We start from the raw sequence: 25,401 nt of genomic DNA, 5'->3' as shown, positions 1-25,401 counted from the left end.
AGCGAAAACAGCAGGAGCCAACCCATGTCAGTTTCGGCCTATCAACGCGTGCGTGCCATCGCGGAAACGCCGCGGCACACCGAGTTTCGCCTGGTCACGCAGATCACCGGCGAAATGATCGCGGCTCACGAGGCCGGTCTCACCGGTTCCGCACTCATGCAGACCTTGCACCGCAATCGCGAGATGTGGGGCACTTTCGCCAGCGCGTGCGGTACGCCGGGCAATGGCCTGCCTAACGACCTGCGCGCGAGCATCATTTCGCTCGCACTATGGATCGACCGCTTCACCAGCGATGTCGTAGGCGGCCGCGAGCCGCTCGACGAGTTGATCGGGATCAATCGCCTGCTGCTGGAAGGTCTCGCGCCCGAAAAGGTCGCTGCCTGAACGATGTTCGCCGCGCGCCGGACACGATGAAACGCCCTTCCGGGTCGCACGCGGAAGACAAAGGGCACGTGCGCCAGATCGATGCTTTCTGGCGCACGTGAAATGTCGGTCGTGAGGGCAAGGCGGAAAATCTTGCCGCCCTCTCCGGCCACTTCAAACCCGATCTATAAGTAGGGCTCAGCCCCTTTTTGAAGAAGAGGCTGTCGCTAACAAGAGGTGAATATGTCGAACTGCGAAATGGTCGTTCCCATGGCAAAGTCTATCCCTGCAGCCACGAACAGCGGGAGGTCTTTCTTGCCGTCTCCGAAGACTTCGCGGTGGTTCCCCAAGATCAAGGCACAGGTTCTCAACGGCATCAAGGATGGCACGCTGAGCGTCCACGAGGCCTGCGCGATGTACAAGCTTACCGCCGAGGAACTCAGGTCGTGGCAGCGGTCGATCGAACGCGACGGCCTGGCAGGCCTGCGCGCCACGCACCCGCAGCGCTACCGCCGCATGGTCGAGGAAGACAAGCGGGCCGCCTGACGGTCGCTGGCTCCGCCTGCATCTCCTAACCAAGGGCGATGCGGCGGGATGCCCTTCCACCACCAGAATAGATCACGGACGTACGGCTCGGCCTGGACGGGGTATTCGCCCGGTTCTTTGACGCCGAGCCGTTTTCCCGTGCCAACCCGTTTGCGCGCCACCGGCACTTGCCAGGCTCGATCGGCACCGATCCCAAAAAAGCGCTGTCAATCGCAGCCTTCGGTACAAAGCAGCCATTGGTACAAAAAAGCCGTCTCGCGCCCACGCTCCTTTGCGGCGCTCTATAATGTTCTTTCGGGTGCGCAATGCACGTGGAGCAGGATGTGATGGACCGGTTTCGAATTGATCTGATCGATGAGCGAGGGCGATCCCTCGCGTTCATCGAGATCAGCTGCGCGTCACAGCGACACGCGGCCGAGGAAGCGCAAAGATGGTCGGCAAGCTGGCCGTACTGCGTGGCCTCGGTCAGCATGGTACCGGCAGGGGACTGAGCCGCGATGTCGGATCGCTTCGCAGGTTGCCGGCACGACGCCACCTCGCCGATGCGTATCGACAACGTGGCAGCGCGCGTATTGCGTTGCGTCGGGCAGCGCGCATGGGTTCCGCCTTCCTTTGGCGCTGCTGTAAAACAGGCGCCTTGCACATCCCGATGCGACGAGAGTCCTCTCGCAACACCAATCCGCACGCCCTCTGGCACGCCCGAACGGGCACGAGGTGCGGCATGATGCTTCGGCGCATCCATCGCGATCAGCTTCGCGTCGGCATGTATATCCATGCGATCGATGGATCGTGGTTTGAGCATCCGTTCTGGCGTCGGCGTTTTCTGCTGAGCAAGGCGGAAGAGGTCGATGCCATTCGCGAATCCAAGATCGAGACGCTCTACATCGACACCGCGAAAGGCCTCGATGTAGTTTGCGCGACCGAACATGCACCGACCACCGACATGTCGGACAAAGCCGCCCATCCTTCGCAGGGCACGATCGAAGGCGCAGACGGCGACACGGCGCATGAGGAGTCCTCGCCTAGCAGTGACAAAACCCTGACGGGTGCAGAGCTGGTCGCCGACCGTTCCATGAAAGCGATCCGGAACATTTTCAACGATGTCCGGCTCGGAACATCGATCAGATCCGAAGTCGTCAGGGAAGTCGTCGAAGACATCGCCGGGGCTATTGCGCGTAATTCCAACGCCTTCCTGAACGTCGTACGATTGAAGTCCAAAGACGAATACACGTATATGCATTCCGTGGCGGTATGCGCGCTGATGGTCAGCCTGGCGCGGCAACTTGGCCTCGACAAGCAGACCACCGCCGATCTCGGCACCGCCGGCCTCCTTCACGATGTAGGAAAGATGGCGATACCGATCGATGTGCTCAACAAGCCCGGCCGTTTGAGTGACGACGAGTTCATGCTCGTCAAGACACATCCCGAGCATGGCCATCGCATGCTGTGCAATGGCGGCGATATCCCCGAAACCGCACTGGACGTATGCCTTCACCATCATGAGAAGTTCGATGGAACCGGCTATCCGCACAAACTGCAAGGCAGCCAGATCAGCCTCGCGTCGCGCATGGGAGCCATCTGCGACGTCTATGATGCGATAACCTCGAACCGTCCTTACAAAAACGCCTGGTCCCCGCTCGAAGCGATCACGCGAATGCAATCGTGGGAAGGTCATTTCGATCGCAAGCTGATGTTCGCTTTCCAACTGAGTATCGGCATCGTTCCCGTCGGTACGGTCGTTCAACTTGCCGAAGGCCGCCTGGCCGTCGTGGTCGACAGCGGCGGAGGTGGTACCCGGCCCAAGCTTCTGACCTTCTATTCCACCCGCAAGCGCAAGCTTTCGCGTACCGAGCTTACCGTTCTTAGCGAGGGGCAGGCCCGAACTTCGGGATTGATCGAGGCCAGCCTTGCCGACTGGGACATCCCTCAGAAGACCGTCGACGGGTTCGTGCAACTTGGAGCGCAGTGGGTCAAACAACTGAACAATCGCCCGTAAACCCGCGCACTGCGAACCTTCGATGCCGGCGGATACGGCCCGTCGCTCGCGATACTTCAGTCCCGACACCGTCCGATCAATAGGCTTGAGGTCGCCGCTCATCGACGGCATGGCATCCAAATCAGATGAGGCGCCCGTCTAGTGATGGCTCCGCGCAATCTGCCTAGGGAACTGGAATGCCGCCTACCGCGAGTATCGAAGCGATTTCGCAAATTTCACTCGATGCGGTGATCGCAACGACGTGCAAGGGCGTAATCATCAACTGGAGCTCGGTTACCGAAGACATATTCGGATGGTCCGCCGACGAAGTGCTGGGCCGGCCAGTCGGGGAAATCATCATAACCCCGAAGGACCGCCAAGCCCATGCCGATGCGATGGCGCACTTTCACGCGACGGGTGAGTTGCCATCCCTAGGGACACGGATGACCACCAATGCCCTTCACAAACACGGTCATGAGTTTCCAGTCGAGTTGACCTTGACGCTGATCGGCGATGCGCGCACCGGCAATTTTATCAGTTTCATACGCGACCTAAGTTCCACGTACGCGATGGCGCAAAAGGGCAAGAAATTGAACGACGAACTCGTTCACGTCTCGTGGGCGGCCGCGGCAGAGGAAGTCTCGTCGAAACTGAGCCACGAGCTTGCCCAACCATTGACGGCGATTTGCAATATGGCAACGGCGGCCAAGCTGGTCCTGGAAGCGGATGGACTGGCGCAAAGTCCCGCATTGCCTATGATAGAGCAAGTGTCGGACAGCGTCCGAAAAGCCAGCGCCATCCTGCGGTCGGTACGGGAGCTTTCACTCGCAGTGAAACCCGAAACGACCCGTTTCCTGCTGCGACCGGCGGTGGATGAGGTCGTCAACCTGATGAACGCAGCCGCTGCAACGGTGCTGCCGGTATCGGTCCAGATCGAAGATGCCATGACCGTGCGTGCGGATCGCATAAAGCTGCAGCAAGTCCTGCTCAACCTTATCAGAAACGCTTCGGAAGCGATCGCCGCCGCCGCCGCCGGCAAGATCGAAGTGACCGCGCAGGTTCATGAAGGCACCGTCCGTCTCTCGGTCTGCGACAACGGGCCTGGCGTCTCTCCCGCCATGCTGCCGACGATCTTCCATGTGGTCGAGTCGACCAAGTCGGGAGGCATGGGCATCGGCCTGTCGATCTGCCGCACCATTGCGGAAATGCATGGTGGCCGGATCTGGGTAGAGAGCGACAAAGGTCGCGGCGCCAGATTCCACGTCGAACTACCGGACTGAGCGCGAATGATTGGAGAGAATGTCGATGAATGAAGCGCGCAAGGTCGCTGTGGTGACGGGGGCGAGCGCGGGTGTCGGTCAGGCGACGGCGCGCATGCTGGCGCAGCGCGGCTGGCACGTCATCGGCGTCGGCCGCGATCCCGATCGCCTGGCGGCGGCCCAGCGCGACATCCGCGCCGCCGCCACATCGGGCGCGCAAGTCGACTTCCTTCGCGCCGACTTCACTGATATGCGCGCGGTTCGCGATCTGGCCGACGAAATCGCCGCGCTGACGCCGCGTCTCGACGTCTTGATCAACAATGCCGGCGGGGTGCGCGATGCGCGCTACGATACGGTCGACGGCTTCGAGGCGACGCTGGCCGCCAACCATCTGGCGCCATTCGTGTTGACCCGCGCCTTGTTGCCGCTGCTGGTGGCCACCGCCAGAACGTCCGCACCCGGCTCGGTGCGCGTGATCGCGGTGTCTTCGTCCGGGCACCAAGGCTGCGCGGCGATGAAATGGGCAGATCTCAACATGGCGGAGGACTTCACGCCCACCGCAGCCTACTGTCAGGCGAAGCTGGCCAATCTGCTGTTCACACGCGAGTTGAACCGGCGCGCGGGCGCGGACGGCATCGTCGCACAAGCGATGCACCCGGGGCGCGTCGCCAGCAATTTCGCCAGCCACGGCGATCCCGGCATGCGTACCTACATGGAGAGCGCCGATACCGTCCCGCCCGACGTCCCGGCCGAAACGCTTGTCTGGCTGGCGACCGCAGCGGACGCGGGGCGCGACCCTGGCCGCTATTTTCACGACCAGGTTACGGTGGAGCCAGCGCCACAGGCGCTGGACCCCGATGCTGCACGGCGCCTGTGGACCGAGACCGAAAAAATGCTGGAGCGGCTCGATCCTTGAGGCCCGGCCGCCCGGAAACCGTGGGTATCAAGGATCTGCTACGGAACCCACGTAGGGCGCCGTCGACGCAAGTCCAATCAGACCGGCGCCACGCCGTCCTCGTGCGCCATCCAGTGGACGAAGCGGTGTAGCGGATACATCGCGTCATGCGGATTGCCGAGCGTGCTGGGCCCCGCTTCACCAAGATGGACGATACGCTGCGCGCCACCGCTGGCAAGCCGATCGCGATAGTCGGCCATACGTGCGAACGGATAGAAGCCCACCGTCTGCGTTGCGACGTTGATGTACTTCACGGCATCGTCGAGCGATGGGACATGCACGACGTTGGCGGTCTTGTTGATCGGGTGAAATCCCACCGGTTCGTCCGACCGGATCACCACGCCCTTGCCGTCGGCACGGCCCCAAACGCCGTAATCGTCATCCATCATCCGCATGGTCTCGATCTCTTCCTTGAGCTCCATGTCGAGCGCGCGGACATCGCCCGAGGCGGCCGCACGCTCGGCGATGCGGCGATGCAGCTTTTCGCAGAAACGATCCACCTGCTCGCGGCTGCCCTCGACGAACTGGAAGCGACTGGCCACGCACGCTTCCTGATTCAGCGTCATTACGTCCGCCGAAGCCAAATCGGCAGCGAGATCGAGAGACTCCTCGCTATCGAAGGCTTCATGCCCGATCATCGAGATCGAGGTCTTGGGATCGAACGAGACGAGCTGGAAGCCGGGTCCGATATACTTGATAACGTTGTTGATCGCATCGCCTCCACCCCAGGCGACGATCTTGTCGAAATACTGCGGCCGATAGAGGATCGGCTCGATCGTTTCGTCCCCGCCTCGCCAATAGACCGCCGACATCGATCTGACGATCGGATGATCGGCATCGATCTCGGCCATGATCCGCAGCAAGGCCACCATCGTGAACGGGTCACTCGACGACATCTTGAACAGATTGATCGCCTTCACCATCGCACCCTGGGCGATGGACTTCACCGCCACGCCCGGCGAATTGCCCGGCAGGACATGAATGAGCCGCGGCGCGAACGCGCGGACGAAGCTGCGGCGGCCGGTATAGTCCTGCTTAGGCACCCAGCCGTCCAGCGCGCCGGGATCCGGGAAGTTCTGCTCGACCTCGGCCATCAGCTTGCGTTTGTCGAGATAGAGCGACGCGTACATCGCCTGGTTGGCGACCACCTCACGCGGGAGGATGTGCGTGGAGCACATCCGATCGATGCAGTCCTGCATGACCGCGTTTCTGGGATCACGAATGCGTTCGCCGGTCTCGACCAGGAAATCGATGATTTCCGCCAGCGGCACGTTCAGCAGCGGCGGCACTTCGGTGCGCAGGCAAACGACGCGATCCAGGTCGATCCTTGGCGTGGTGAAATCGACGCCCAGGTCACGGGACCGGTGTGTGGTCTCGACGCCTTCCACCAGCGTGCCTCGCAGGAAGAATGGCGCCGAAACCGGCGCCGGCCTTACGATCGAACCGACATCGGTCTGGACGGTCATGGTCATGCCACCCCCCTTACATACGCGTCGACGGTGCCGGCACATCCGATCTTGTCGTCACCTTCCAGATCAGCATAGCGCACGACGTTGTCACGAATCGACGGGCCTTTGTTGCCGCACGCGCACGGACGAAAATCGATCGAGACACGATCGCCGGAGATGACCCCGCCCCATCGACCATCGATCGACAGATCGAAGAACGCAGCGCGGCCTTCGTATTCGTTTGCCAGATCGATCGGCAACAGGTTGTCTCCCGCCTTGTCCAGGATCAGCGGGACGACCCACGGCGGTAGATGGTAGCGTCCGCCTTTCTGGCACTTGGGCATGCCGGTGTGCAGTTCCTGCATGCTGTAGTTCTGGAATGCACGATCGGGTGAGATGTTGAACGTCTCGTAGACGAACGCCTGATAATCGTCCGGCAGCACCGCGCGCTTCAGTCCGCCGCCGACGTAGATCGAGTTCTTTGGATTGAAGTCCTTGCCCCCATACCCGAGGTCGCGCACCGCCTTGGCCACGTTGTACAGACCCGCCCACAAACCGGATACGTGAATGCGATCTGCACGCGCTTCGATCAGCGCCTGCGCGGTCAGCCCCACCGCATCCTCGACAGCTCGGGCGCGCATTGCCGAGTTCTGTTCGAACGCGGCGATCTCGCCCGGCATCGCGGTGCCCTCGCTGATCTTCTTGCGCAGGACCACCATCTCGGTCAGCCCGCCGACGGTGATCGGCGGCACCGGATAGGCGAAACGTTCGTGCGCCGGATCCTGATAGGCGGCGGTATGCCCCGCGCCCGAAGCCAGGTTGCGCGCCACATGGGCCACGGCAGCCAGACCGAACATGCGACGGTCCTGCGCCGGCTTCACGCCCGAACCCCACGCGTAGCAAGCGACCGATTCCACCCCCACCCAGTTCATGTCCTGCCTGGACGCGACCAGCATCGCCGATTTGCCGGTGGTGCCGCTGGAACACGAGACGTAGAAGCCGTTCTGCTCCAGCTTAGCGATCCAGTCGTCGATACCGCTGGCGTCCTTCACCTTGTCGATCGGCACGCGATAGGTCGAAACCGTATCCAGCCATTTGGCGAGCCGGTCCCAGCGCTCTTCCTGCAGCCACTTTTCAGGATAGCTCTTGTAAGCGGTATGCGGGAACAGAAGCCTGGCGGCATCCTCATGGCTGTGAATGCGGTCCACCCCAGCCTCCTCGGCGCGATGCCTGAGCAGCTTGATCGCATCCTTTCGTTCCTGGAAGCGCTCATTCATCGCTTCCACTTGCGCGATTCGCACATCATCGAAGGCGTAATCGAACCTGTCATCCATACCGACGCGCCGCGTCAGGCGATCCGCTGCCTCACCCATGCTTTTTCTCCTTGTGGCTCTGGTTTAAGGACCGCACCAGATGCTCGATCGTTTAATGGTACTTGTAAGTACCTTTCTTGGAAGTTTTTCACCGGAGGTCAAGATGAATTCGCAAGCGGCCGCCATCGGCGATGCCCGGCCCGGCGTGGGGCGGCCGACGAAGGCGCAGCAGGCCATCCGCAACGAGGAGCTGTTGAACGTCGCGCTCGACATCTTTCTGGAGCGTGGCTTCGATCAGGCGACGGTCGACGACATCGTCAACACGGTGGGCATGTCGAAACGTACGGTTTACGCGCGCTACAAGGACAAGGCCGCACTTTTTCAGGCAGCGGTGCGCCGGGCGATAGAGCATTATACACTGTCGCGCAGCGCGCTCGAGGCCGTCGTCGACGACGATCTGGAGACGACGCTCACGCGCATCGCCCACTTGCGCATCGCCAACGTCGCGACGCCGATCGCGACCAAGTTGCAACGGATCCTCACGACCGAGTCCTATCGCTTTCCGGAGCTGATAAACGCCGCTTTCAAGGAAGGCGCCGGCCCGGCGATCGACGTTCTATGCGACGTGTTCGCCCGGCATACCGCGCACGGCGAAATCGCCGTGGACGAACCCGCCCATGCGGCCACGGCGTTCCTCTCCCTCGTCGTCGGGGGGCCGGCGCGCATGATCGTTACCGGCAATCAATTAAGCGAAAAGGAGATGTCCGCGCGCGTACGCTTCGCTGTCGGCCTGTTCCTAAACGGCGTTCGCGTGCGTTGAGACATGCCACGCAGAATCGAGGTAACCGGATCTCGCAACATTCGCGAATGATCGAGGCATATGGTCGTTGTTATATATTCGCCTCTCGTCTGAAGTTTGTCGAGACGGGTGGTCTCGCGCCTCGCGCGTCAGCTTGCCAACGCTACCGCGGCTTTACCAAGCGTTACGCTGGCCGTGCCGAATTCCAGCGCGCCACTTTCAGGCGATAGCGCCAGTTCGATGCGATCCCGGCCTGACGCCTTTGCACGATAGAGAGCCTCGTCGGCTTTTTGCGACAGGGTCTGCAGGTTTCCGATCCCGGCGTACGAAGCGACGCCGGCGCTGAACCTGACACGCACGGCTCCCGCTGCCGTCACGATCGGGCTGTCCAGCACCTCGCGCACCCTGTTCAAGGCGTTGATTGCCTGGTGTTCGCTGGCATTGGGGAAGATGACGATGAATTCTTCGCCACCCCACCGTGCGACGATGTCGCATTTGCGGACGACCCCGCGGATCGCCTCGGCGAAGCCGATCAGGACCTCGTCGCCGGCATCATGCCCGTGATTGTCGTTGACCGCCTTGAAGTGATCGATGTCGACGATCGCGATCGTCAACGCCGCACCGGTCTTGGCATGCGTCTCGATCAAAGTCTTTTCGTTTTCGTTCACGAACCGCCGGTTCAACAATCCGGTCAGCGGATCGGTGTTGGCAAGCGTCACCAGCTTGCGCCGGTGATAGACACCCATCACCGCGATGATCAGCAGCAGCAGGATGCCGCCGGCGGCGGACACCACCAGGATCGCATATTGTTTCGCCTGCTCGCGCTCGCGCACCCCGGCATAACGCAGCTTCATCTGCAGGTCTTCGTTGCGAGCCGCCGCGCGGTCCGTGTCGAAGCGGGCCCGCAGGACGGCGCTCTGCTGCTCCTGTTCCGATAAGTGCTGCTGATCCGACGTACTGACGTAGCGCTTCAGATCATCGTAGGCCCTTTCCGACCTTCCCAACCGTCTGTTGATGTCGGAACGAAGCCGGAAGGCCTCGGGAACCAAGGCAAAAGATTGCAGGCCGTCCTTGCTTGCCAGCAAAGGATCGAGAAGCGCCAGGGCCTTCTCCGGCTGCTCCTGCACATAGGCGATCCGAGCAAGATAGAGTTGCGCTTGCGCTCTTGCGGTATCCCCATGCGCCACGAAAGCCTGGTCCGCGCGCTCACAGATCATCTTCGCGCGCGCAAAGGACTGCAGGCGGATCAGCGTGGCGCAAGTCTGAAGGTCGAGATAGGCCGCACCGACAGGGTCGGTGGTGACCGGCGCAAGCGATCGCGAACGCTCGAAATCGCTCAGAGCGTCGCGAAAGGCGCCACGATTGAGGTTGAAGACACCGCGAAAATAGTAGTCGTTCGAAAGCGACACCAGCCTGCCATGGGCCTGATCCCAATCGATGACGTCCTCGATCAGCGAAATCGCCTGCAGATGGTCACCCGCCCCATCAAGCACCCGGGCAAGCTTTTCACCGGCAAGGTGATGCTGGCGCTGCATCGCCGGCACCGACGTCGCGCGATAAGCGTCTGCCAGATAGACCACGGCACGTTCAGGCATGCCGCGCATCCGTTGCATTTCGCCAAGGGCGATCTGCAGGCACACGTCAGCGGCCGATCCGTGCGCCACCATCTGCCGTGCAGCCTGGACTTGCGGAATGGCCTGCGTGATCTCTTCGGCATGAAACCCGTTCATCGCATGCCGGGTCAGCAATTCGATATACACCGGACTGGTCTGAGCCAGGCCGCTGCCCAGCAGTTCCTGCGCAATTTTGCGGGCCTCGGCTGGACGCGAAAGCGTATCCAAGGCTTCGGCCTTTGCCGCTCCGGACCAGGCGCGCTCCACCTTTCCGGCGGTAGCGGGGATGGCCATTGCGACAACCTCTGTCGGATTACGCCCCGACATCTGCGCAAGGTCGCGCAGACGCGCCGTCGGTGCCGACATGCACCCGGCGTTGGCGGCCTGGATACCAACCAGCATCGTGGCACAAAAAGACAGGAACCCGAACACGCCGTTGCCGCGTCGAACGCAAAGTCGGACGATGAACTGATACCACGAACGCATTCCGCCAATCCCTTGCGAAACCGCCCGATGCCTACATCGTATAGTATAAGTTGAGGTAAACGTGATCCCGGCAATCCGACAAAGCTTCGTGGCCCCGATGGATTGGCCCGCGCTGCCTGGTGCATGGCCGCCTATTGCCATGACCGGGCGAGCGCCTGCCGCCTATGCGACGCCGGATCACCTGCCGCCGGTCGCAGACGGCCAAGCTACTTAGCGAAAAGACCGCCTTCGATGAACAGGCGCTACGGCAGAAACGCGGTGCGCGCGCTAAATCGATGGCACCGTTGCACACGATCGAACACGAATCAGCCGTCCGCCTCGCAGGCGTGATTACGAATGCGGACGCACGGATGTCCTACTTGGCAGCCCGAGCCATGCGCTTGGGAGGGCGTGCCTTGGCCTTTTGCTCGGTCGACGGCTTGTCGCCGCCAGCCGCTTCGGCATGACCGGCCTGCACCTGGCCGGCAGGGTTCTGCATGCCGTCAGCCTCGCTCGTATCCTTGGTCGGCTCGGTCTTGCCGCGCCGCTTCGAAGGCTTGGCAGTCGGAGCGTCCGCAGCCTCTTCGGACACGCCGTCCGCGCGTGCGCCGCTGCTTGCCGCCGAAGCCACCTTGCCACGCGCTGGGCCGCCAGATGTCGAGCGCGACTTGCCCGCCGATGCTCGCTTGGCGACGGGAGGAGTGCTGGTCGCCTTGGTCGGGGAATCGTCGCCATTGGATACGGCAGCATCAGGAATACCGGCAGGTGACGGCGCGCCTTCGCCCGCGTCTTCTTGCCTGGCTACAACTGGCTTACTCTTGCGAGACCCTGCTTTTGCAGCCTTGCGGGGCGCCGAAACGGTCTCGGTCGCCACCGGTCCAGCCTCCGCGTCGACCAGTTCGGTTGCTTCCGGGAGATTCTTTGTGGCCGGGGAGTCCTGCTGCTCGGCGACTGACACCTTTGGCCCCTTGCGCCCCAATCCGAACTGTTGCGCGACTTCGCGCCGATGGTCGGCGTAAGCCGGCGCGACCATCGGATAGTTCGACGGCAGATTGTAACGGGCTCGATAGGTTTCCGGGGTCAATCCCCGCGATGCAAGATGTCGCTTCAAGGTCTTGTAGGGCTTACCATCGATCAAACTGATGATATGCTCGGGCGACGCCAGGCTCTTGCGTGCGGAGACAGCCGGCGTGAAAGTTTCCGCTTCGGCCACATCTGCGACCGCGGCGGCATCTTGCGTCAGAGCGACCTTCGTCGTCCTGATGAGCTCGGCCAACTCTCCTGCGGGAATGGTGTTGTTCGCAAGGTACGCGCTCAACAGCTGCACCGTCAGAGCGGAAACGTCGGACGTTGACTCATTTTCGGGCATTGAGCGGATCTTTCGTTCACAAGAGATGCAGGGGGAGCGACCAGCGCATTGAATCGATCAAATGCGGTAGTCTAAGTCGGAGACTATCAATAGCGCAAGTAGTGACAGAACAACCGATTGAGGTCCATCGCTACGCCAATACGATCCAAGGGCGTTTGAAATGCGCGAATCGCCATAAACGCCACATGCGATGATCTCGAACGATTGCACTACAGCGGGTGGGTAGCCTAATCGCAAATCGCAGCTTGAGCTATTGAGGTCACATGGCTACGAACCTCGATGGAACAAAATCGTCCGTATCGAGAGGGTGCTTCGAATATGAGCCGTATTGCCATCGCACTTGCTCTGTCTTCGATCGGAATGGCTCCTGCTGCGTTAGCGCAGAGTCGCTATGAAGGTGCTGGCGAAACCGGCGAACTCGATTGTGGCGGCGCCACCGCAACGATCTCGGGGGCAAGCAACACCATGACCGTGACGGGCCGCTGCAAGCAATTGGTGATCGAAGGCGCCAGCAACCGCGTTCAAGTCGACCTCGCATCGAAAGGCGTCATCCGGATCGTCGGCGCCGGAAATCAGGTGCAATGGACCACGCCCGACGGCAGCAAGGCACAACTTCGCATCACCGGCGCCGGCAATCGCGTTTCGCAAGGCCGACGATAACCCGGTGCCAGGCACACTGCTTACCAAAGTCGGTCGACTTTCTCCAACCGGGCTGATGCAAATACCGAACCGGAACGACCACGCTATCGATCGTCGCGCAGGAAAGTCACACTGCCATCGCAATCGCCGATGAACGTGACGGGTTTTGCCCGATCGAGGAAGCAGGCGGACTCGAACTGGCCGACGACCGGCGCGATCTGAATGTCGACGCAACCGACGGCGGCATAGCTGATTAGCGGGCGGTCGCAGTCCATCGGTGCGCACGCTCCAGTGACGTCACGAGTAGCGGATCGAAACCAAGCTTGCGCAAAGCCTTCTCGTCCAACCGGACTTCTTCAGCGCAGGCCTGGATGACGTGAGGAAACTGGGCCGGCTTTGCCGTCAGCACGCCCGACGCCGCATCCAGTCCGATGGTGAAGCCGGCATACTCCTCCTGCCCGAAAGCCTCGCGACAATCCGGCTCGGCATCCGCGGCGGCGCGCGAACTGAGTTGCCGCCATGCGACCAGACCCAACGTGGCGCCACCGGCCGCGGTCTCGCGCAGCGCGCGGGCTCCGGGTGGAAACAAACGCAACCAGTCGACCGGCCGCCCCGTCGTCAGGTCATACACGAAATCGGACCTGATGCCGTCGTTGGGATAGGGACCGCCGCAGTAATAGGAATCGCTGATCCGATAGGCCAGGTAACGCGGGCCAGCCATCGTTACCTTGACGGACCGCTCCCAGCCGCCATCGGCCGCACCCTTGTCCGTCTGGCGCAGGTTGCCCGCGCAGTCGGCCGCAGCGGCGATACCGCGCGCGTCTTCACGACGAAGCGACGTGTTGATGCGCGACGCATTGATCGCGCTTACTGCGGGACCGGGCAGCACCATGGGCAAGTGCTCGACATGCCCGGTGACACGCGGCCCAACCGCTTCGAACGTTACCGGACCATGCACTCGTTCGGCCGGTGAGGCCTGGGCGGATGCCGTCATCAACAGGCTGGCGAGGATGGTACAGGCATGGCGCTTAGACATGATCACTCTCCGCCCGCCAGATCGCACCGTTAACCGGCAAGGCGACGATCGCGGTGCGTTGCTGCTGGCCCCAGGCACTCCCGCCTGACAGGAAAGCGACCCAGCCCCATACTGCCCCGGCATGCCGCAGCAGTTGAAAACTGAACGGCTCGACCAACGAGAGCAGCAATGCCTGCAACCAGTTCAGGTCTTCGCGCTCACCCGTCCAGCGCTTGTATATGCCGATCGACCACAAATGAAACGTAAGGTCGATCGCGACTTTGGCGATCATGATGGCCAGGATCGGCAGCGCGATCGTGAAGCGCTGCGTCACCACCAACCCGATGAGGATCGCGAACGCGGCCAACCCGTAAACCGGCTGCAAGGTGTCCAGCGCCTTGACCGGCAGCATCCGCGTGCCCAGTCGCCCGAAGCGGGAGTTGCCCACCATGTCGCGGTTCCAGTGCTGGGTCTGCAGGAACCCGCCGAACCATCGCCGCCGCTGGCGCAGGAACGCGATCGGACTGGCCGGCGCATCGGTGCTGGCGCGTGCTTCGCCGATGACCCGGATCGTCCAGCCCCGGCCATTCAGGGCGGAATGACGATACAGGCGATGGATAAGCTCGTAATCCTCGACCATGCAATCGGGATCGAAGCCGCCGACCTCGATCACCGCTTCACGGCGAAATCCCGCGAACGCGCCCGAGATCAGCAGCAGCCCTTCCTGCCGCATCCACGCATACCGCGAAAGGAAATTGCGGACATACTCATAGCGCTGAAAGCTCTCGAACAATCTCTCGTGAAAGCGGGTACCACAGATCGGCACCAGCACGCCCGTGGCCGCCGCCAACGCCGGTTCGGCAGCGAATGCGGCGCGCATCGCCTCCAGGGCACCGGGCGCCAGCAGCGTGTCGGCATCCACGGTCAACACCAGGTCCGTATCGAGCGTGACGATCGCGGCATTGAGCGCGCGCGCCTTGCCCCCGTGCGGAAGACGGAGCCAGCGCAGGCACGGCAAATGCGGCGCTGGCCCACTCACCTGTCCCATGGCCGGGGCATCGAGGCCATATAGCTGGTGCAGCACCCCGGCGCTGCCATCCGTCGAGCCGTCATCCGCCAGCAGGATCACATCCGGCGGATCGGCCTGCGCGATCAGCCGGTCGATCGTGATTTTCAACACCGCGGCCTCGTTATGCGCGGCGACGATCACACCCAACGTCGCGGGTGCCTTCGTGGCTGGCTCCAGCGGCGATAAGCCTGACGCAATCGCGCCGGCAGACCGGGCGGGACCGCGGCGCAGGGGCAAAATGCTCCAGGCGGTGAACAGCAGCAGCGCCGTATCGTAGAGGATATAGACGATCCCGACGCTCCATGACGCCACCCCGGTGCGCCAGAAAGCCTGAACGATCAAAGCGACAAGCAGCAACGGTGAGGCCAGTCCGATCAGCCGGCTGGCAAACGGCACCGAGCGCGGGCGCAATCGCGGCGATTGCACTTCGAAGGTGTGCTGAAGCATTGTCATTGCATCACCTTCGTCAATGCCGGATGAACCGATGGTTGCCGCGCACGTCGCGCGGCGAACCGGAGTTGCAGATGATCGCTCGGTACACGAAAACCGCCATGGTGTTCCACTGGCTGGTGGCGGCCCTGATCGTCGCCAATGTCGCGCTGGCATGGCTGTGGCCGGTGGTGGCGGACGAACGGGTGCGCCCCTTGATCGACACGCACAAGTCGATCGGCATCACCGTGCTGGGCCTGGCGATCATGCGCGTCTTGTGGCGCCTGACGCATCGCCCACCCGCCTACCCCGCGCATTATCGAGGTTGGGAGCGGAGCGCGGCCAGCCTGGTCCATGCCGCGTTGTACCTCATCATGTTCGGCATGCCGCTGACCGGCTGGATCATGGATTCCGCCTACAAGGATGCCGCCACCCATCCGATGTTCCTGTTCGGCCTGTTCGAGTGGCCGCGCATCGCCTGGTTCCAGCACCTCGACCCTGCGAAAATGGATCGCGCCCACGACTTTTTCGGCGCCGCACACGGGCTGGGTGCCTATGCGCTCTACGCCCTCGTTCTGCTGCATGTGGGCGGGGCGCTCAAGCATCAATGGCTCGATCGCGCACCCGAACTGCAACGCATGTGGCCCGGTCGCCGCTAAGCTTTCTCAATAGCGCGCGGTGATCGTGCCGAACACGGTCCGCCCCGCCGCGATCGCGGCATAGTGCGTCGTGAAGGTCTGCGAGAAATAGGCCTTGTTGGTCAGGTTCTGCGCATTGATCGCGATCTTGAGCCTGTCGCTGAAGTCGTAGCTGGCCTGTGCATCGAAGCGCCAGTAGCCGGGCACGCCGCGCGCCAATTGTACCGTCGCCGGACTGACGGTCACCACCCCGGCCGCGTTCTGCGTCGCCCGGCGATCGTCGCCATATCCGCCGTATTGGCGCGCCATGTAGATCGCCGTTCCGCCCAACTGGAACTTGGGCGTGAACTGGTAGGCCGTCGTCGCGGTAAAGCTGTTGCGCGACAGCTGCGGCATCTGCTTGCCGGTGTTGACCGACGGGACCAGCACCACCTTCGCACCTTGCGTACCGTTCACCGGAGCCGTCAGCGCGGTAAAGCCGCCATCAAGGATTTTGCCGTCCAGGAAGCTGTAGCCGCCGAACACGGTCCAACCCGGCAGAACCGTGCCGTTTACCGTCAGTTCCACACCGCGAATGCGGGACTCGCCCAGGAACGCCACGTTGTTGTCACCATCGGTCACGCGGGCGTTGGCGATGTCCGTCTGGAACACCGCCACGGCCAGCGCCAACTGCTCGTGGAACAGGTTAGCCTTGGCGCCGACTTCGTAGGACTTGGTCTTTTGCGGCTTCAGGGCATTGAGCACGCTTGCCGTGGCGATGGTCGTGGGCAAGGCGTTATCCTCGCGCCCTTCGCCCAGCAGGCTGTTGGGTGGCGTCGCGGCGGTGGCATAGCTCCCATAGAGGCTGGTGTCGGTGCTCGGCTTGAAGACCAGGCCAGCCTGCCAGTTGAACAGTTCGTCCTTGCGCGATAGCCGCAAGCCGCTCGCCCCCACGGCGAACGGCAGCGTGACCGTGGATTTGAAGCGATCGTATCTGGCGCCGATGTTCGCGATCAGTTGCGGCGACAGGGTGATGGAGTCGAATCCATAGACCGAGATCGTCTGCGCATCGTTCTGGGTTTCGGTGTTGCTGGGCGCACGCACGATCGGTGTCGTCGCGGTACTCAGGTCGGTGGTGAAGTTCTGCCACGGATCGTTGGGATTGGGGCTGAACAGGCTGGTGCAGTTGTACCGAGCGACGCTGGCGGTATCGCAACGCGGGCTGACCGACGCCCCGTTCTGCACCAGGAACGTGCCGCGCCGCGACTTTTCCCAGTTGGCCTCGGCACCCACGGAGAAGCTGTGCTCGATCGCGCCGGTCTTGAACTTGCCGTAAAGATCGACTTGATCGCTCAGGGTCTGGATCGAGCTGTGCCGGGTGTTGGCGCGACGCCAGACATAGCCTCCGCCGGTCAGCCGTGCGCCGCCGGTCGTTGGGTTGATCGAGCCGGGAGCGGAAGCGGGATTGCCGAACACGTTGCCTTGGCTGTCGTCGGGCTGGGTGAAGATGTACGCCTGATTGTCGTCGGTGAAGCGCGCGGTGTTGCGCAGCGTCACGTCACCGAAATCGTGCTCTGCCCGCAGCAGCGCGGATTGCGAGCGGGTGTCGCGAAAGTCCCTGTCCTTGAGGCCATAGTATGTCGACCGGTCGACCTTGCCGGTGGTGCCATCGCGCACGGTCACGGTGCCCAGAGCGGGTGTCGTGAAGACGTTGCCCGCCGGCGCGTTGCACAGCGTGGCCGAGCAGACATATTGGTAGGGAAGCCCCGAATCCGGCAGTTCATGGCTTTCAAGATAGTAGTATGCGGCGGTGATACGCGTGTCGGTGCCAAGGCCCACGGTCACGCTGGGCGCGAAGCCCCAGCGCTTCTGCCAGATCGCATCGCGCCCGGCGACATCCTGATCATGCCACACGCCCTGGACGCGAAAGGCGATGGTGTCGGCTAGCTTCAGGTTGATATCGCCGCTCACGCGCTTGTAGTCGGCGTTGCCATAACTGCCAGACAGGCTCGCGAAGGTTTCGGCCTGAGGCAGCTTGGACACGATGTTGATCGTACCGCCGGCCGAACCGCGACCGCCCAGCGTCGAATCCGATCCGCGTACGATCTGCACCGACTCGATCGCGAAAACCTCGCGGCTCTGCGAGGCGAGATCGCGCACGCCATCGACGAAGATCGAGCCCTGGCTGTCGAAGCCACGGATGAACGGCCGATCACCGACGGGATTTCCCCCCTCGGCCGCTCCAAAGGTGATGCCCGGTACCGTACGCAGCGCATCGGCAAGGCTGTTAGAGCCGGTTTGCGAGATGATTTCGCTGGAAATCGTCACCACCGATCGTGGCGTATTGATCGGCGGTGCCACGTCCTTGGCGCCGACACTGTCGCGCTCGCCATTGACGATGATGTCGGTACGGCCGCCTCGTGTCGATGGTGCTTCGTCCGCGACGCTCGCATCCGCTTCGACCGCGAAGGCGGGAGACGTGGCGAACGCGCCGATGCAGGTCAGTGCCAGAAAGGCCGGCGTTGCAAGTCCGCCCCGATTGAACTGGCCCGTACGCGAAACCTTACCCTGCAAGCCCACACCATTTCCCCATTTCGGCCAACAAGGATCGTCATCCTTGCCGCGGATCGTTCATCATCCCTATTGATAATGCGTTGCAAACGCCACCGCCCCTTGTGGGCAAGGTCGATGCTTGTCCATCGGGATTCGCAAACCGGGCGAACGGGGCGCGCGGTTCGTTGCAACACGGCAACGCACCGCATACCCACTTAGAAGTGCATCACGGCCGAGCGAGCTTTGATCAACGCATCGCCCAGCAGGTTCGCGAACCGTTCCTGTCCAGCCGCATCCGTCAATTCGTCCTGCCGCACCTCGAATTCGATGTAAGGTCGCGCCTTATCGAATGCGTGTCGCGGAACGGTGTGGTCGGTCTCGTCCATGCGATAGGGCTCGTTATCACCGACCACGATCCCGGGTGATTCCCGCAGGCGACTGAGAACCTCGCGCGCAAAGCGGCCATTCCCCCCACCATGCAGCACGCCGATCTGCCAGGGCCGGTGGATACCCTGCATGCTTGGCGTGAAGCTGTGTAGCGAAACGAGGATCGTCGCGCCCTCACCCAGTTCACGATCACGCGCCTCCAGCAGATCGGCGATGGTCTGGTGGTAGGGTGCGAAGATCGCCTGCCTGCGCTCGTCGCGCTGCAGCGTGGTCAGGCCGACGTTCCTCGGCACCCGGGTGCCATCGCTCGAAACCGCGATCGATTCCGGATCATCGAGGGAGCGATTGCAATCGATCACGAGCCGCGAATATCGCTGCTCGACGAACGTGACGTCGAGCAGCGCCGCAAGTTTGGCTCCAAGTTGCGACACGCCGATATCCAGTGCGATATGTCGCGAAAGTTCGGCGGCCGAAAGGCCGAGACGATCCAGTTGCTCCGGGATGCCATTGCCGGCATGATCGCCCACCAACAGGAACAATCCTCGGGCATGCGGGTTGACGACGTTGACCGGTTGAGCATCCCGAGAAGCGAGCAAGCCGCGCAAACCTTCGCTTCTCATAATCGGATCTTTCATGCCGCTGGTGAACCTGTCCCATGTGACGACATATTCGTACAGTAAACCGGTTCGTTTCGGCGAGCACCGGTTGATGGTGCGACCGCGCGAAAGCTACGATCAGCATCTCATCAGTTCGGCGCTGGAATTCGATCCCGCGCCGAAGGAACTGCGCTGGCTGCACGACGTATTCGGAAACTCCGTCGCGATCGCCAGCTTCGATAAGCCGCACCATCAGCTACGGATCGAAAACAAGGCGCAGCTCGAGCATTTTCCCAGCGATCTGAGCGATGTCCATATCGAGGATTATGCGCGCAACTATCCGTTCACCTATTCGTCCGAGGAGATGCCGGATCTGCTGCGATCGATCGAGCGGCAGCACCTCGATCCCCAGCGCAAGATCGACACCTGGGCGCGCCGCTTCGTCGACCGCAGCGGCGCCACCTCAACCCTTGCGATGCTGACCGAGATGACCAACGCGATCAAACGCGAGTTCACCTACGTTCCGCGCCATCAGAAAGGCACGCAAAGCTCGATCGAGACGCTGGAACGGGGCACCGGCACTTGCCGCGACTATGCGATGTTCATGATAGAGGCAGTGCGGGCGCTGGGCCTCGCCGCACGGTTCGTTTCGGGCTACGTCTACAACCCATCGGGCCGGCGCCGCGCGATCGGCGGGGGCAATACCCATGCCTGGGTCAGAGTGTATCTGCCCGGATCGGGATGGGTGGAGTTCGATCCGACCAACGCCATCATCGGTACGCGCGGCCTGATACGGGTCGCGATCGCGCGAGACATCTACCAGGCCGTCCCGATCTCCGGCAGCTGGAGCGGGTTCCCCGGCAGTTTCAAGGACATGCAGGTCTCGGTCGATATCCACGTCGATCCGATGACGCCACCCAATCCCGATCCGTCCATCCTGCCCCCGTCCGAGCCCATCCCGCTCGCCCCCTCGCACTCCTGAGCAAGGTGAACCCCATGCTGATCCGCGCCGGCTTCGATATCCGTTTCGACACCCAAGTGCCGACGCCGATGCTGGCAATGCTCAGCCTTCACCCTTCGCGACACAAGGATCTGACCACGCCTCAGCGCGTGCTGACCACGCCCGAGGTGCCGATCTACGACTATCTGGACGCCTATGGAAACGTCTGCTCACGCCTGACGGTGCCAGCGGGCGGACTGACGCTTTCTACCGACTTCATCATCCAGGACAGTGGCCAACCCGATCGCCAGGCTTTCGATGCTATCCAGCATTCGGTCGAAGACCTGCCGGACGACGTGCTGATCTATCTGCTCAGCAGCCGTTATTGCGAGACCGACCGGCTGCTCGAAACGGCATGGTCGTTGTTCGGACATGTCGCGCTCGGCTGGTCGATGGTCCAGGAAATCGTCTCCTTCGTCCACAACCATATCGAGTTCGGTTATCATCACGCCCGCGCCACCCGCACGGCGTGGGACGGCTATCAGGAGCAGCGCGGCGTGTGCCGCGACTTCGCCCATCTGGCGATCACGCTGTGCCGCTGCATGAATATCCCGGCGCGCTATTGCACCGGGTATCTGGGCGACATCGGCGTGCCGGTAAGCCCGTCACCGATGGACTTCTCGGCCTGGTTCGACGTGTATCTGGGCGGAGAGTGGCATTATTTCGACGCGCGCCACAACATCCCGCGCATTGGCCGCATCCTGATGGCGCGCGGGCGGGACGCGACCGACACCGCGCTCACGACCTCGTTCGGTCCGACGATACTGGCGGACTTCCAGGTCCACACCGACGAAGTGACTGCCGACCAGCCCTAGAGCTTGCCGAACTTCGCTTCGTAGGCGGCCGTGTCGCCGCCTGCTAGAAGCTGTGCCTGCTCGACCCAGGAATCGCGCCGGGGGCGACCGGCGAAAGCGCCAAGCTTGGTATCCAGATCATCGAGATCGGCGTCGGTCCAGGCCGCGATTTGGTCATAGCGGGTAATGCCCAGCGCCTGCAGGCTGGTGACCAGCTTGGGACCGAGGCCCTTGATTCGCCGCAAGTCATCGCCGGCGGCAGGCGCTGCGGTTGCCGGGGGCGCCTCGGATGCATCCGCTCGCGCGGCCTGCGCTTCCTGGTGAGCGCCTTGTGCGATCACCTCGCCGATACCGGCCAATGTGCCGGCTGCGGCCGGGGCCACGATCAACGGCGCCGCGACCGCCGCAGCGGGTGGGGCATCGATCAGCGCCTGGTTGCGCTGCGCGGGCGCGGCCCCCTTGTCAAGCACGTCCGGTCGACGCCGATCGCGTGCCTTCGACCGGGTGGCCCGGCCGATCAGCCAGATCACCAGGATGAGCGCGATCACCAGAACTACGCCGACGATGGGCCAGTTGGCCTCGATCAGCTGGGCAAGGTTCATTCTTGTTTCCTCAGATCAGCAGCGGCGCATTTCTTTGGCCGCAAGCATTAAACAGTCAAGCCTGCGCGCCTTTTGCCTTCTGGAACAGCACCCGATCCTCGGGGCCGAACGCACGCATCCACAACACGCCGAAGTACACACCGAGGATGACCGGTATGCCCAGGGCCAGTTCCGCCCATTCCGGCAGCAGCAAGGTCGCCGCACCACCTACGACCACGGCGGGCACCACCGCCCAGACCAGCGCCCAGCGCCAGTTGTTGATCGGTTCGGCCAGGATCTTCGCCAGAATGCCGGCTTTGACCAGCGATGCGAATCCGAGCGCCAGCGCCAGCGCCAGCGCCGCGGCGGCGGCCTGGTACAGCTGATTATAACCCAACCGCTGCAGCGCCAGGATCCCGGCGATGGTCAGCAAGCCCTGCAGTACGATCGTGAGGACCGAGACGACAAGGTTCTGGACACGCGCGACATAGATCAGCGCCGCCTCGCTCACCACCGCCGTCGCCGCCACCGCTTCGGCCGCCAGCAAAAACGCCAGCGCGCCCGTGCCGCCGACGAACTGCGGCCCGATCAGCCCCATCACGCCTTCTCCCGGTATGGCCAGAGCCAGGGCTATGCCGATCTGCGCGGCGAGTATCCAGAAGCCGACTTGCCGCACCTGCCGGGCGATGGCGGCGTAATCGCGCGTCTTGAGGTTGCGCGTGATCACCGGCCCCAGGATAGGCTCGAAGCTGGTCTTGAGCTTCTGCGGCAAGCTCGCGACCTGCTGCGCGACATAGTACACGCCAACCGCGCTGGGCGCCGCGAACAGGCCGAGGATGAAGATGTCGAGCCGTCGCGTCCCCCACTCGATCGCGTCGGCCGTGGCGATCGGCAGGCTGCGCAAGGTGAGCTTGCCCATGCCGGAAAGCGACGGATGCCAGTCGCGCGGCAACCCGTATGCTTTCATGAACGGCACGAAGGCGGCAATGGCGGTGGCGTAGACCGAAGCGAGGTATGCGACCGCAAGCCCGCTTCGGGGCGCGACGAGCGCCATGATCCCCGCGACAATCGAGATCGTCCATGGCTCGACCACGGAGCGGGCGCGGACGGTAGCGCCCACGTCGAACCGATAGGCGAGCCCGGCAAGCCAGATCTCGGTGAGCGCCAGCGGTGGGATCGCCAGCACCATCAGCCGGTCGATCCAGGTGAACTCACCGCCCGGAAACAGCGGAGCGGGAAACAGCCAGAACGCCAGTGCGACCGCGCACGACGCGATCAGCGCGATCAGCGAACCATCCGCGATGACGTTGGCCGGATGCTCGTCGGAATCCGACAAGCGCTGCGCCAGCCCGCGCTTTTCGCCCAGCGTGCAGATCATCGCGCTTAATTCGATCAGGACCAGCGCCGATGCGAAGACACCCAGCGCCGCCGGGCCGTAACCCGGTGCGCGCCCGGCAATGAACAGGAACGGGATTCGCGCGGCAAGGCGCAGGAAGAAACCGAACAGGTTTGTTCGCCCACCCTTGGCGATCGCCGCCAGATCTTCCTGTTGGCCGGGCGCGGCGGCATTCAAAACGGTCAAGCGCCGAAACCCTCCTGCTCGGCCTTGAGCGGGCGCGACAGGATTTCAGTGACGACCGCGCTTGCCGGGCTTTCGCCCGTCAACAGCCGACACACGCCTTCGACGATCGGCATGGCGATGCCGATCTGCGTCGCCAGATCGGCCAGCACCGGCGCCGTGGCCGCGCCTTCGGCGACGCTACTCTTGCCGGAAAGCGCGTCGGCGGCGGTCAGCCCTTGCCCCAGCGCAAGACCGAGCGAGAAATTGCGGCTGGAGGTCGAGGAGCACGTCAGCACCAGATCGCCGAGACCGCACAGCCCCGCCAGCGTCTCGGACCGGGCCCCACGCGCAAGGCCGAAGCGCAGCATCTCGGCATAGCCGCGCGCGATCACGGCGGCGCGGGCGTTCTGGCCCAGGTTCATGCCTTCGACCACGCCGCACGCGATCGCGAGCACGTTCTTCACCGCGCCACCGATCTCGGCACCGATCACGTCGTCCGAATAGTATGGCCGCAACGATGGCCGTGCGATCATCGGGGCCAGCCGCTCCCACTGGCTTTTTCCGCCGGAGCAGGCGAGCGTGACGGCGGTGGGCAGCCCCGCCGCCACCTCATGCGCGAACGTCGGGCCGGACAGGACCGCGAGTTGCGCCTCGGGATCCGCAGTCGCCGCGACTTCCGCCATCAGGCGGCCAGTACCGGCCTCGATCCCTTTCGCGCACAACACCAGGTCGCGATTCCCCACCGGCAATTGCGCGATCACCGCGGCGAGGAATTGCGCGGGCACAACGATCAGCAGCACCGGCAAGGCGCCCAGTTCCGCCAGATCGTGCGTCGCGCGGATCGTCGGTGCGAGTGCGGCGCTCGGCAAGTATGTGCTGTTGCGCCGCTCTTCGTTGATCTCGCGCACGAGTTCCGGTTCGCGCGCCCACAGCAGCACGCTGCTGCCATCGCTGGCCAGCGCCTGGGCCAGCGCGGTGCCCCAGGCACCGGCGCCGACGACGCCGATCCGAGCGGTCATGCCTTCACTCCTGCACCGCGCACGGTCTCGGCCGATGGGTCCAGCGGCCAGCGCGGATACGATGGCGTGTCCAGCGGATCGTTTTGTCCGAGGCGTTCGACGCCGGCCCAGGCGATCATCGCCGCATTGTCGGTGCACAACGCCAGCGGCGGTGCGACAAACGGCAGGCCATGCTCGGTCGCCAACCGCTCAAGCGCTCCACGGATCGCCTGGTTCGCGGCGACGCCGCCGGCAACCACCAGCGCCGTAACCGCCCCCGCCGCACCCAGCGCCCGGCGCGTGCGGTCGACCAGGCAGTCGATCGCAGCTTGCTGGAACGAGGCGGCAATGTCGGCATCGCCATAGGCCCCGTCGGCCTGCTTGGCCCGCATCACCGCGCTCTTGAGCCCAGCGAACGAGAAGTGCGGTTCAGCGCTCCCCAGCAGCGGTCGCGGCAACGCCACCTTTTTGGGGTCGCCGTCGCGCGCCAGCCGCTCGACCGCCGGACCACCCGGATAGCCGAGGCCCAGCAGCTTGGCGGTCTTGTCGAACGCCTCGCCCAGCGCATCGTCGATCGTCGTGGCCAGCCGGCGATAGCGGCCTACGCCCGCGACCAGCAGAAGTTGGCAATGCCCCCCCGACACGAGCAACAGCAGATAGGGAAAGCTCAGGGCCTCATCGGCCAGACGCGGCGACAAGGCGTGGCCTTCCAGATGGTTGATCGCGATCAGCGGCTTGTCGCTCGCCATCGCCAGCGCCTTGGCCGTCACCAGGCCGACCATCACGCCGCCGATCAGCCCGGGTCCGGCCGTAGCGGCAATCGCATCGACGTCCGCCAGCGTCATGCCGGCATCGTCCAAAGTCGCCGCGATCAACGGCGTCAGCCGCTCGACATGCGCGCGCGCCGCGATCTCGGGCACGACGCCGCCATAGGGTCGGTGGGCGTCGTCCTGCGACGCGATGCGCTGCGCCAGGATCACGCGTCCTTCGGTGACGAGCGCCGCCGCGGTCTCGTCGCACGAGCTTTCGATGCCGAGAACCGTCCTCATCCGTCTTT

General features: G+C 63.3%; 23 protein-coding genes. 10 read left to right on the top strand and 13 right to left on the bottom strand.

Annotated elements, in window-relative coordinates; all coding sequences use genetic code 11:
* The first annotated feature begins 24 nt into the window (after window positions 1-24).
* From ACXJ1Z_RS10480 to ACXJ1Z_RS10460, 5 genes are all read left to right on the top strand, one after another.
* On the top strand, window positions 25-384 hold the full coding sequence (locus tag ACXJ1Z_RS10480) for a flagellar biosynthesis regulator FlaF (RefSeq protein WP_463776514.1): 360 nt from the start codon (window positions 25-27) through the stop codon (window positions 382-384).
* Between the two features lie 222 nt (window positions 385-606).
* Window positions 607-909 (top strand): DUF1153 domain-containing protein, encoded by a 303-nt coding sequence (locus tag ACXJ1Z_RS10475; RefSeq protein WP_463776513.1) that lies wholly within the window; start codon window positions 607-609, stop codon window positions 907-909.
* A gap of 430 nt (window positions 910-1,339) precedes the next feature.
* A complete protein-coding gene (locus ACXJ1Z_RS10470) occupies window positions 1,340-2,905 on the top strand; it encodes a cyclic di-GMP phosphodiesterase (protein ID WP_463776511.1) in 1,566 nt (521 codons plus the stop codon).
* Between the two features lie 176 nt (window positions 2,906-3,081).
* The gene (locus ACXJ1Z_RS10465) at window positions 3,082-4,164 is read left to right on the top strand and encodes a PAS domain-containing sensor histidine kinase (RefSeq protein WP_463776510.1); all 1,083 of its coding nucleotides are present in this window, start codon (window positions 3,082-3,084) and stop codon (window positions 4,162-4,164) included.
* 19 nt (window positions 4,165-4,183) lie between these two features.
* Complete coding sequence (locus ACXJ1Z_RS10460; RefSeq protein ID WP_463776508.1) at window positions 4,184-5,059, top strand: SDR family NAD(P)-dependent oxidoreductase; 876 nt, start codon at window positions 4,184-4,186, stop codon at window positions 5,057-5,059.
* Window positions 5,060-5,136: 77 nt separating this feature from the next.
* On the opposite strand, the gene ACXJ1Z_RS10455 is transcribed toward ACXJ1Z_RS10460, so the two are convergent.
* Both ACXJ1Z_RS10455 and ACXJ1Z_RS10450 read right to left on the bottom strand, forming a co-directional pair.
* Window positions 5,137-6,570, bottom strand: a complete 1,434-nt coding sequence (locus ACXJ1Z_RS10455) for an acyl-CoA reductase (protein WP_463776506.1) — start codon at window positions 6,568-6,570, stop codon at window positions 5,137-5,139.
* Window positions 6,567-7,919: a hypothetical protein gene (locus ACXJ1Z_RS10450; RefSeq protein WP_463776505.1), complete on the bottom strand. Its 1,353-nt coding sequence runs from the start codon at window positions 7,917-7,919 to the stop codon at window positions 6,567-6,569. The genes ACXJ1Z_RS10455 and ACXJ1Z_RS10450 overlap by 4 nt, the downstream gene beginning before the upstream one ends.
* A gap of 103 nt (window positions 7,920-8,022) precedes the next feature.
* Between ACXJ1Z_RS10450 and ACXJ1Z_RS10445 the strand changes: the two genes are divergently transcribed.
* Complete coding sequence (locus tag ACXJ1Z_RS10445) at window positions 8,023-8,679, top strand: TetR/AcrR family transcriptional regulator (RefSeq protein WP_463776504.1); 657 nt, start codon at window positions 8,023-8,025, stop codon at window positions 8,677-8,679.
* Between the two features lie 128 nt (window positions 8,680-8,807).
* Here ACXJ1Z_RS10445 and ACXJ1Z_RS10440 read toward each other — a convergent pair whose 3' ends face one another.
* Both ACXJ1Z_RS10440 and ACXJ1Z_RS10435 read right to left on the bottom strand, forming a co-directional pair.
* Window positions 8,808-10,757: a GGDEF domain-containing protein gene (locus ACXJ1Z_RS10440; protein WP_463776502.1), complete on the bottom strand. Its 1,950-nt coding sequence runs from the start codon at window positions 10,755-10,757 to the stop codon at window positions 8,808-8,810.
* Between the two features lie 355 nt (window positions 10,758-11,112).
* Window positions 11,113-12,105 carry a Ros/MucR family transcriptional regulator gene (locus ACXJ1Z_RS10435; protein WP_463776501.1) on the bottom strand — a complete coding sequence of 331 codons (993 nt, stop codon included), beginning with the start codon at window positions 12,103-12,105 and terminating at the stop codon, window positions 11,113-11,115.
* Window positions 12,106-12,423: 318 nt separating this feature from the next.
* Between ACXJ1Z_RS10435 and ACXJ1Z_RS10430 the strand changes: the two genes are divergently transcribed.
* A complete protein-coding gene (locus tag ACXJ1Z_RS10430; protein ID WP_463776499.1) occupies window positions 12,424-12,765 on the top strand; it encodes a DUF3060 domain-containing protein in 342 nt (113 codons plus the stop codon).
* A gap of 83 nt (window positions 12,766-12,848) precedes the next feature.
* Here ACXJ1Z_RS10430 and ACXJ1Z_RS10425 read toward each other — a convergent pair whose 3' ends face one another.
* Genes ACXJ1Z_RS10425 through ACXJ1Z_RS10415 form a run of 3 tightly spaced genes read right to left on the bottom strand, consistent with a single transcriptional unit; the run spans window position 12,849 to window position 15,275 of the window.
* Window positions 12,849-13,019 carry a hypothetical protein gene (locus tag ACXJ1Z_RS10425; RefSeq protein WP_463776498.1) on the bottom strand — a complete coding sequence of 57 codons (171 nt, stop codon included), beginning with the start codon at window positions 13,017-13,019 and terminating at the stop codon, window positions 12,849-12,851.
* The gene (locus ACXJ1Z_RS10420) at window positions 12,998-13,780 is read right to left on the bottom strand and encodes a hypothetical protein (RefSeq protein ID WP_463776496.1); all 783 of its coding nucleotides are present in this window, start codon (window positions 13,778-13,780) and stop codon (window positions 12,998-13,000) included. The genes ACXJ1Z_RS10425 and ACXJ1Z_RS10420 overlap by 22 nt, the downstream gene beginning before the upstream one ends.
* The gene (locus tag ACXJ1Z_RS10415) at window positions 13,773-15,275 is read right to left on the bottom strand and encodes a glycosyltransferase family 2 protein (RefSeq protein WP_463776495.1); all 1,503 of its coding nucleotides are present in this window, start codon (window positions 15,273-15,275) and stop codon (window positions 13,773-13,775) included. The genes ACXJ1Z_RS10420 and ACXJ1Z_RS10415 overlap by 8 nt, the downstream gene beginning before the upstream one ends.
* Window positions 15,276-15,304: 29 nt before the next feature.
* Between ACXJ1Z_RS10415 and ACXJ1Z_RS10410 the strand changes: the two genes are divergently transcribed.
* A complete protein-coding gene (locus tag ACXJ1Z_RS10410) occupies window positions 15,305-15,916 on the top strand; it encodes a cytochrome b (protein ID WP_463776493.1) in 612 nt (203 codons plus the stop codon).
* 6 nt (window positions 15,917-15,922) lie between these two features.
* Here the strand turns inward: ACXJ1Z_RS10410 and ACXJ1Z_RS10405 are convergent, their stop codons facing one another.
* Entirely contained in the window at window positions 15,923-18,448 is a 2,526-nt protein-coding gene (locus ACXJ1Z_RS10405; protein WP_463776492.1) for a TonB-dependent receptor, read from the bottom strand.
* 194 nt (window positions 18,449-18,642) lie between these two features.
* Entirely contained in the window at window positions 18,643-19,434 is a 792-nt protein-coding gene (locus tag ACXJ1Z_RS10400; RefSeq protein WP_463776490.1) for an N-formylglutamate amidohydrolase, read from the bottom strand.
* A gap of 13 nt (window positions 19,435-19,447) precedes the next feature.
* Between ACXJ1Z_RS10400 and ACXJ1Z_RS10395 the strand changes: the two genes are divergently transcribed.
* A complete protein-coding gene (locus tag ACXJ1Z_RS10395) occupies window positions 19,448-20,392 on the top strand; it encodes a transglutaminase family protein (protein ID WP_463776489.1) in 945 nt (314 codons plus the stop codon).
* Window positions 20,393-20,406: 14 nt separating this feature from the next.
* A complete protein-coding gene (locus ACXJ1Z_RS10390) occupies window positions 20,407-21,225 on the top strand; it encodes a transglutaminase-like domain-containing protein (RefSeq protein ID WP_463776487.1) in 819 nt (272 codons plus the stop codon).
* Here the strand turns inward: ACXJ1Z_RS10390 and ACXJ1Z_RS10385 are convergent.
* Genes ACXJ1Z_RS10385 through tsaD form a run of 4 tightly spaced genes read right to left on the bottom strand, consistent with a single transcriptional unit; the run spans window position 21,222 to window position 25,393 of the window.
* Window positions 21,222-21,806, bottom strand: a complete 585-nt coding sequence (locus tag ACXJ1Z_RS10385; RefSeq protein WP_463776486.1) for a helix-hairpin-helix domain-containing protein — start codon at window positions 21,804-21,806, stop codon at window positions 21,222-21,224. The two genes, ACXJ1Z_RS10390 and ACXJ1Z_RS10385, sit on opposite strands and share 4 nt — an antisense overlap.
* Before the next feature lie 55 nt (window positions 21,807-21,861).
* Entirely contained in the window at window positions 21,862-23,367 is a 1,506-nt protein-coding gene (locus ACXJ1Z_RS10380; RefSeq protein ID WP_463776485.1) for a lipopolysaccharide biosynthesis protein, read from the bottom strand.
* Window positions 23,364-24,365: an NAD(P)H-dependent glycerol-3-phosphate dehydrogenase gene (locus ACXJ1Z_RS10375; protein WP_463776484.1), complete on the bottom strand. Its 1,002-nt coding sequence runs from the start codon at window positions 24,363-24,365 to the stop codon at window positions 23,364-23,366. The genes ACXJ1Z_RS10380 and ACXJ1Z_RS10375 overlap by 4 nt, the downstream gene beginning before the upstream one ends.
* Window positions 24,362-25,393, bottom strand: a complete 1,032-nt coding sequence (gene tsaD, locus ACXJ1Z_RS10370) for a tRNA (adenosine(37)-N6)-threonylcarbamoyltransferase complex transferase subunit TsaD (RefSeq protein WP_463776482.1) — start codon at window positions 25,391-25,393, stop codon at window positions 24,362-24,364. The genes ACXJ1Z_RS10375 and tsaD overlap by 4 nt, the downstream gene beginning before the upstream one ends.
* Window positions 25,394-25,401 lie beyond the last annotated feature (8 nt).

It is taken from the genome of Novosphingobium sp. TK46 (genome assembly GCF_055361525.1).
This window is presented reverse-complemented; position numbering and strand designations above follow the sequence as displayed.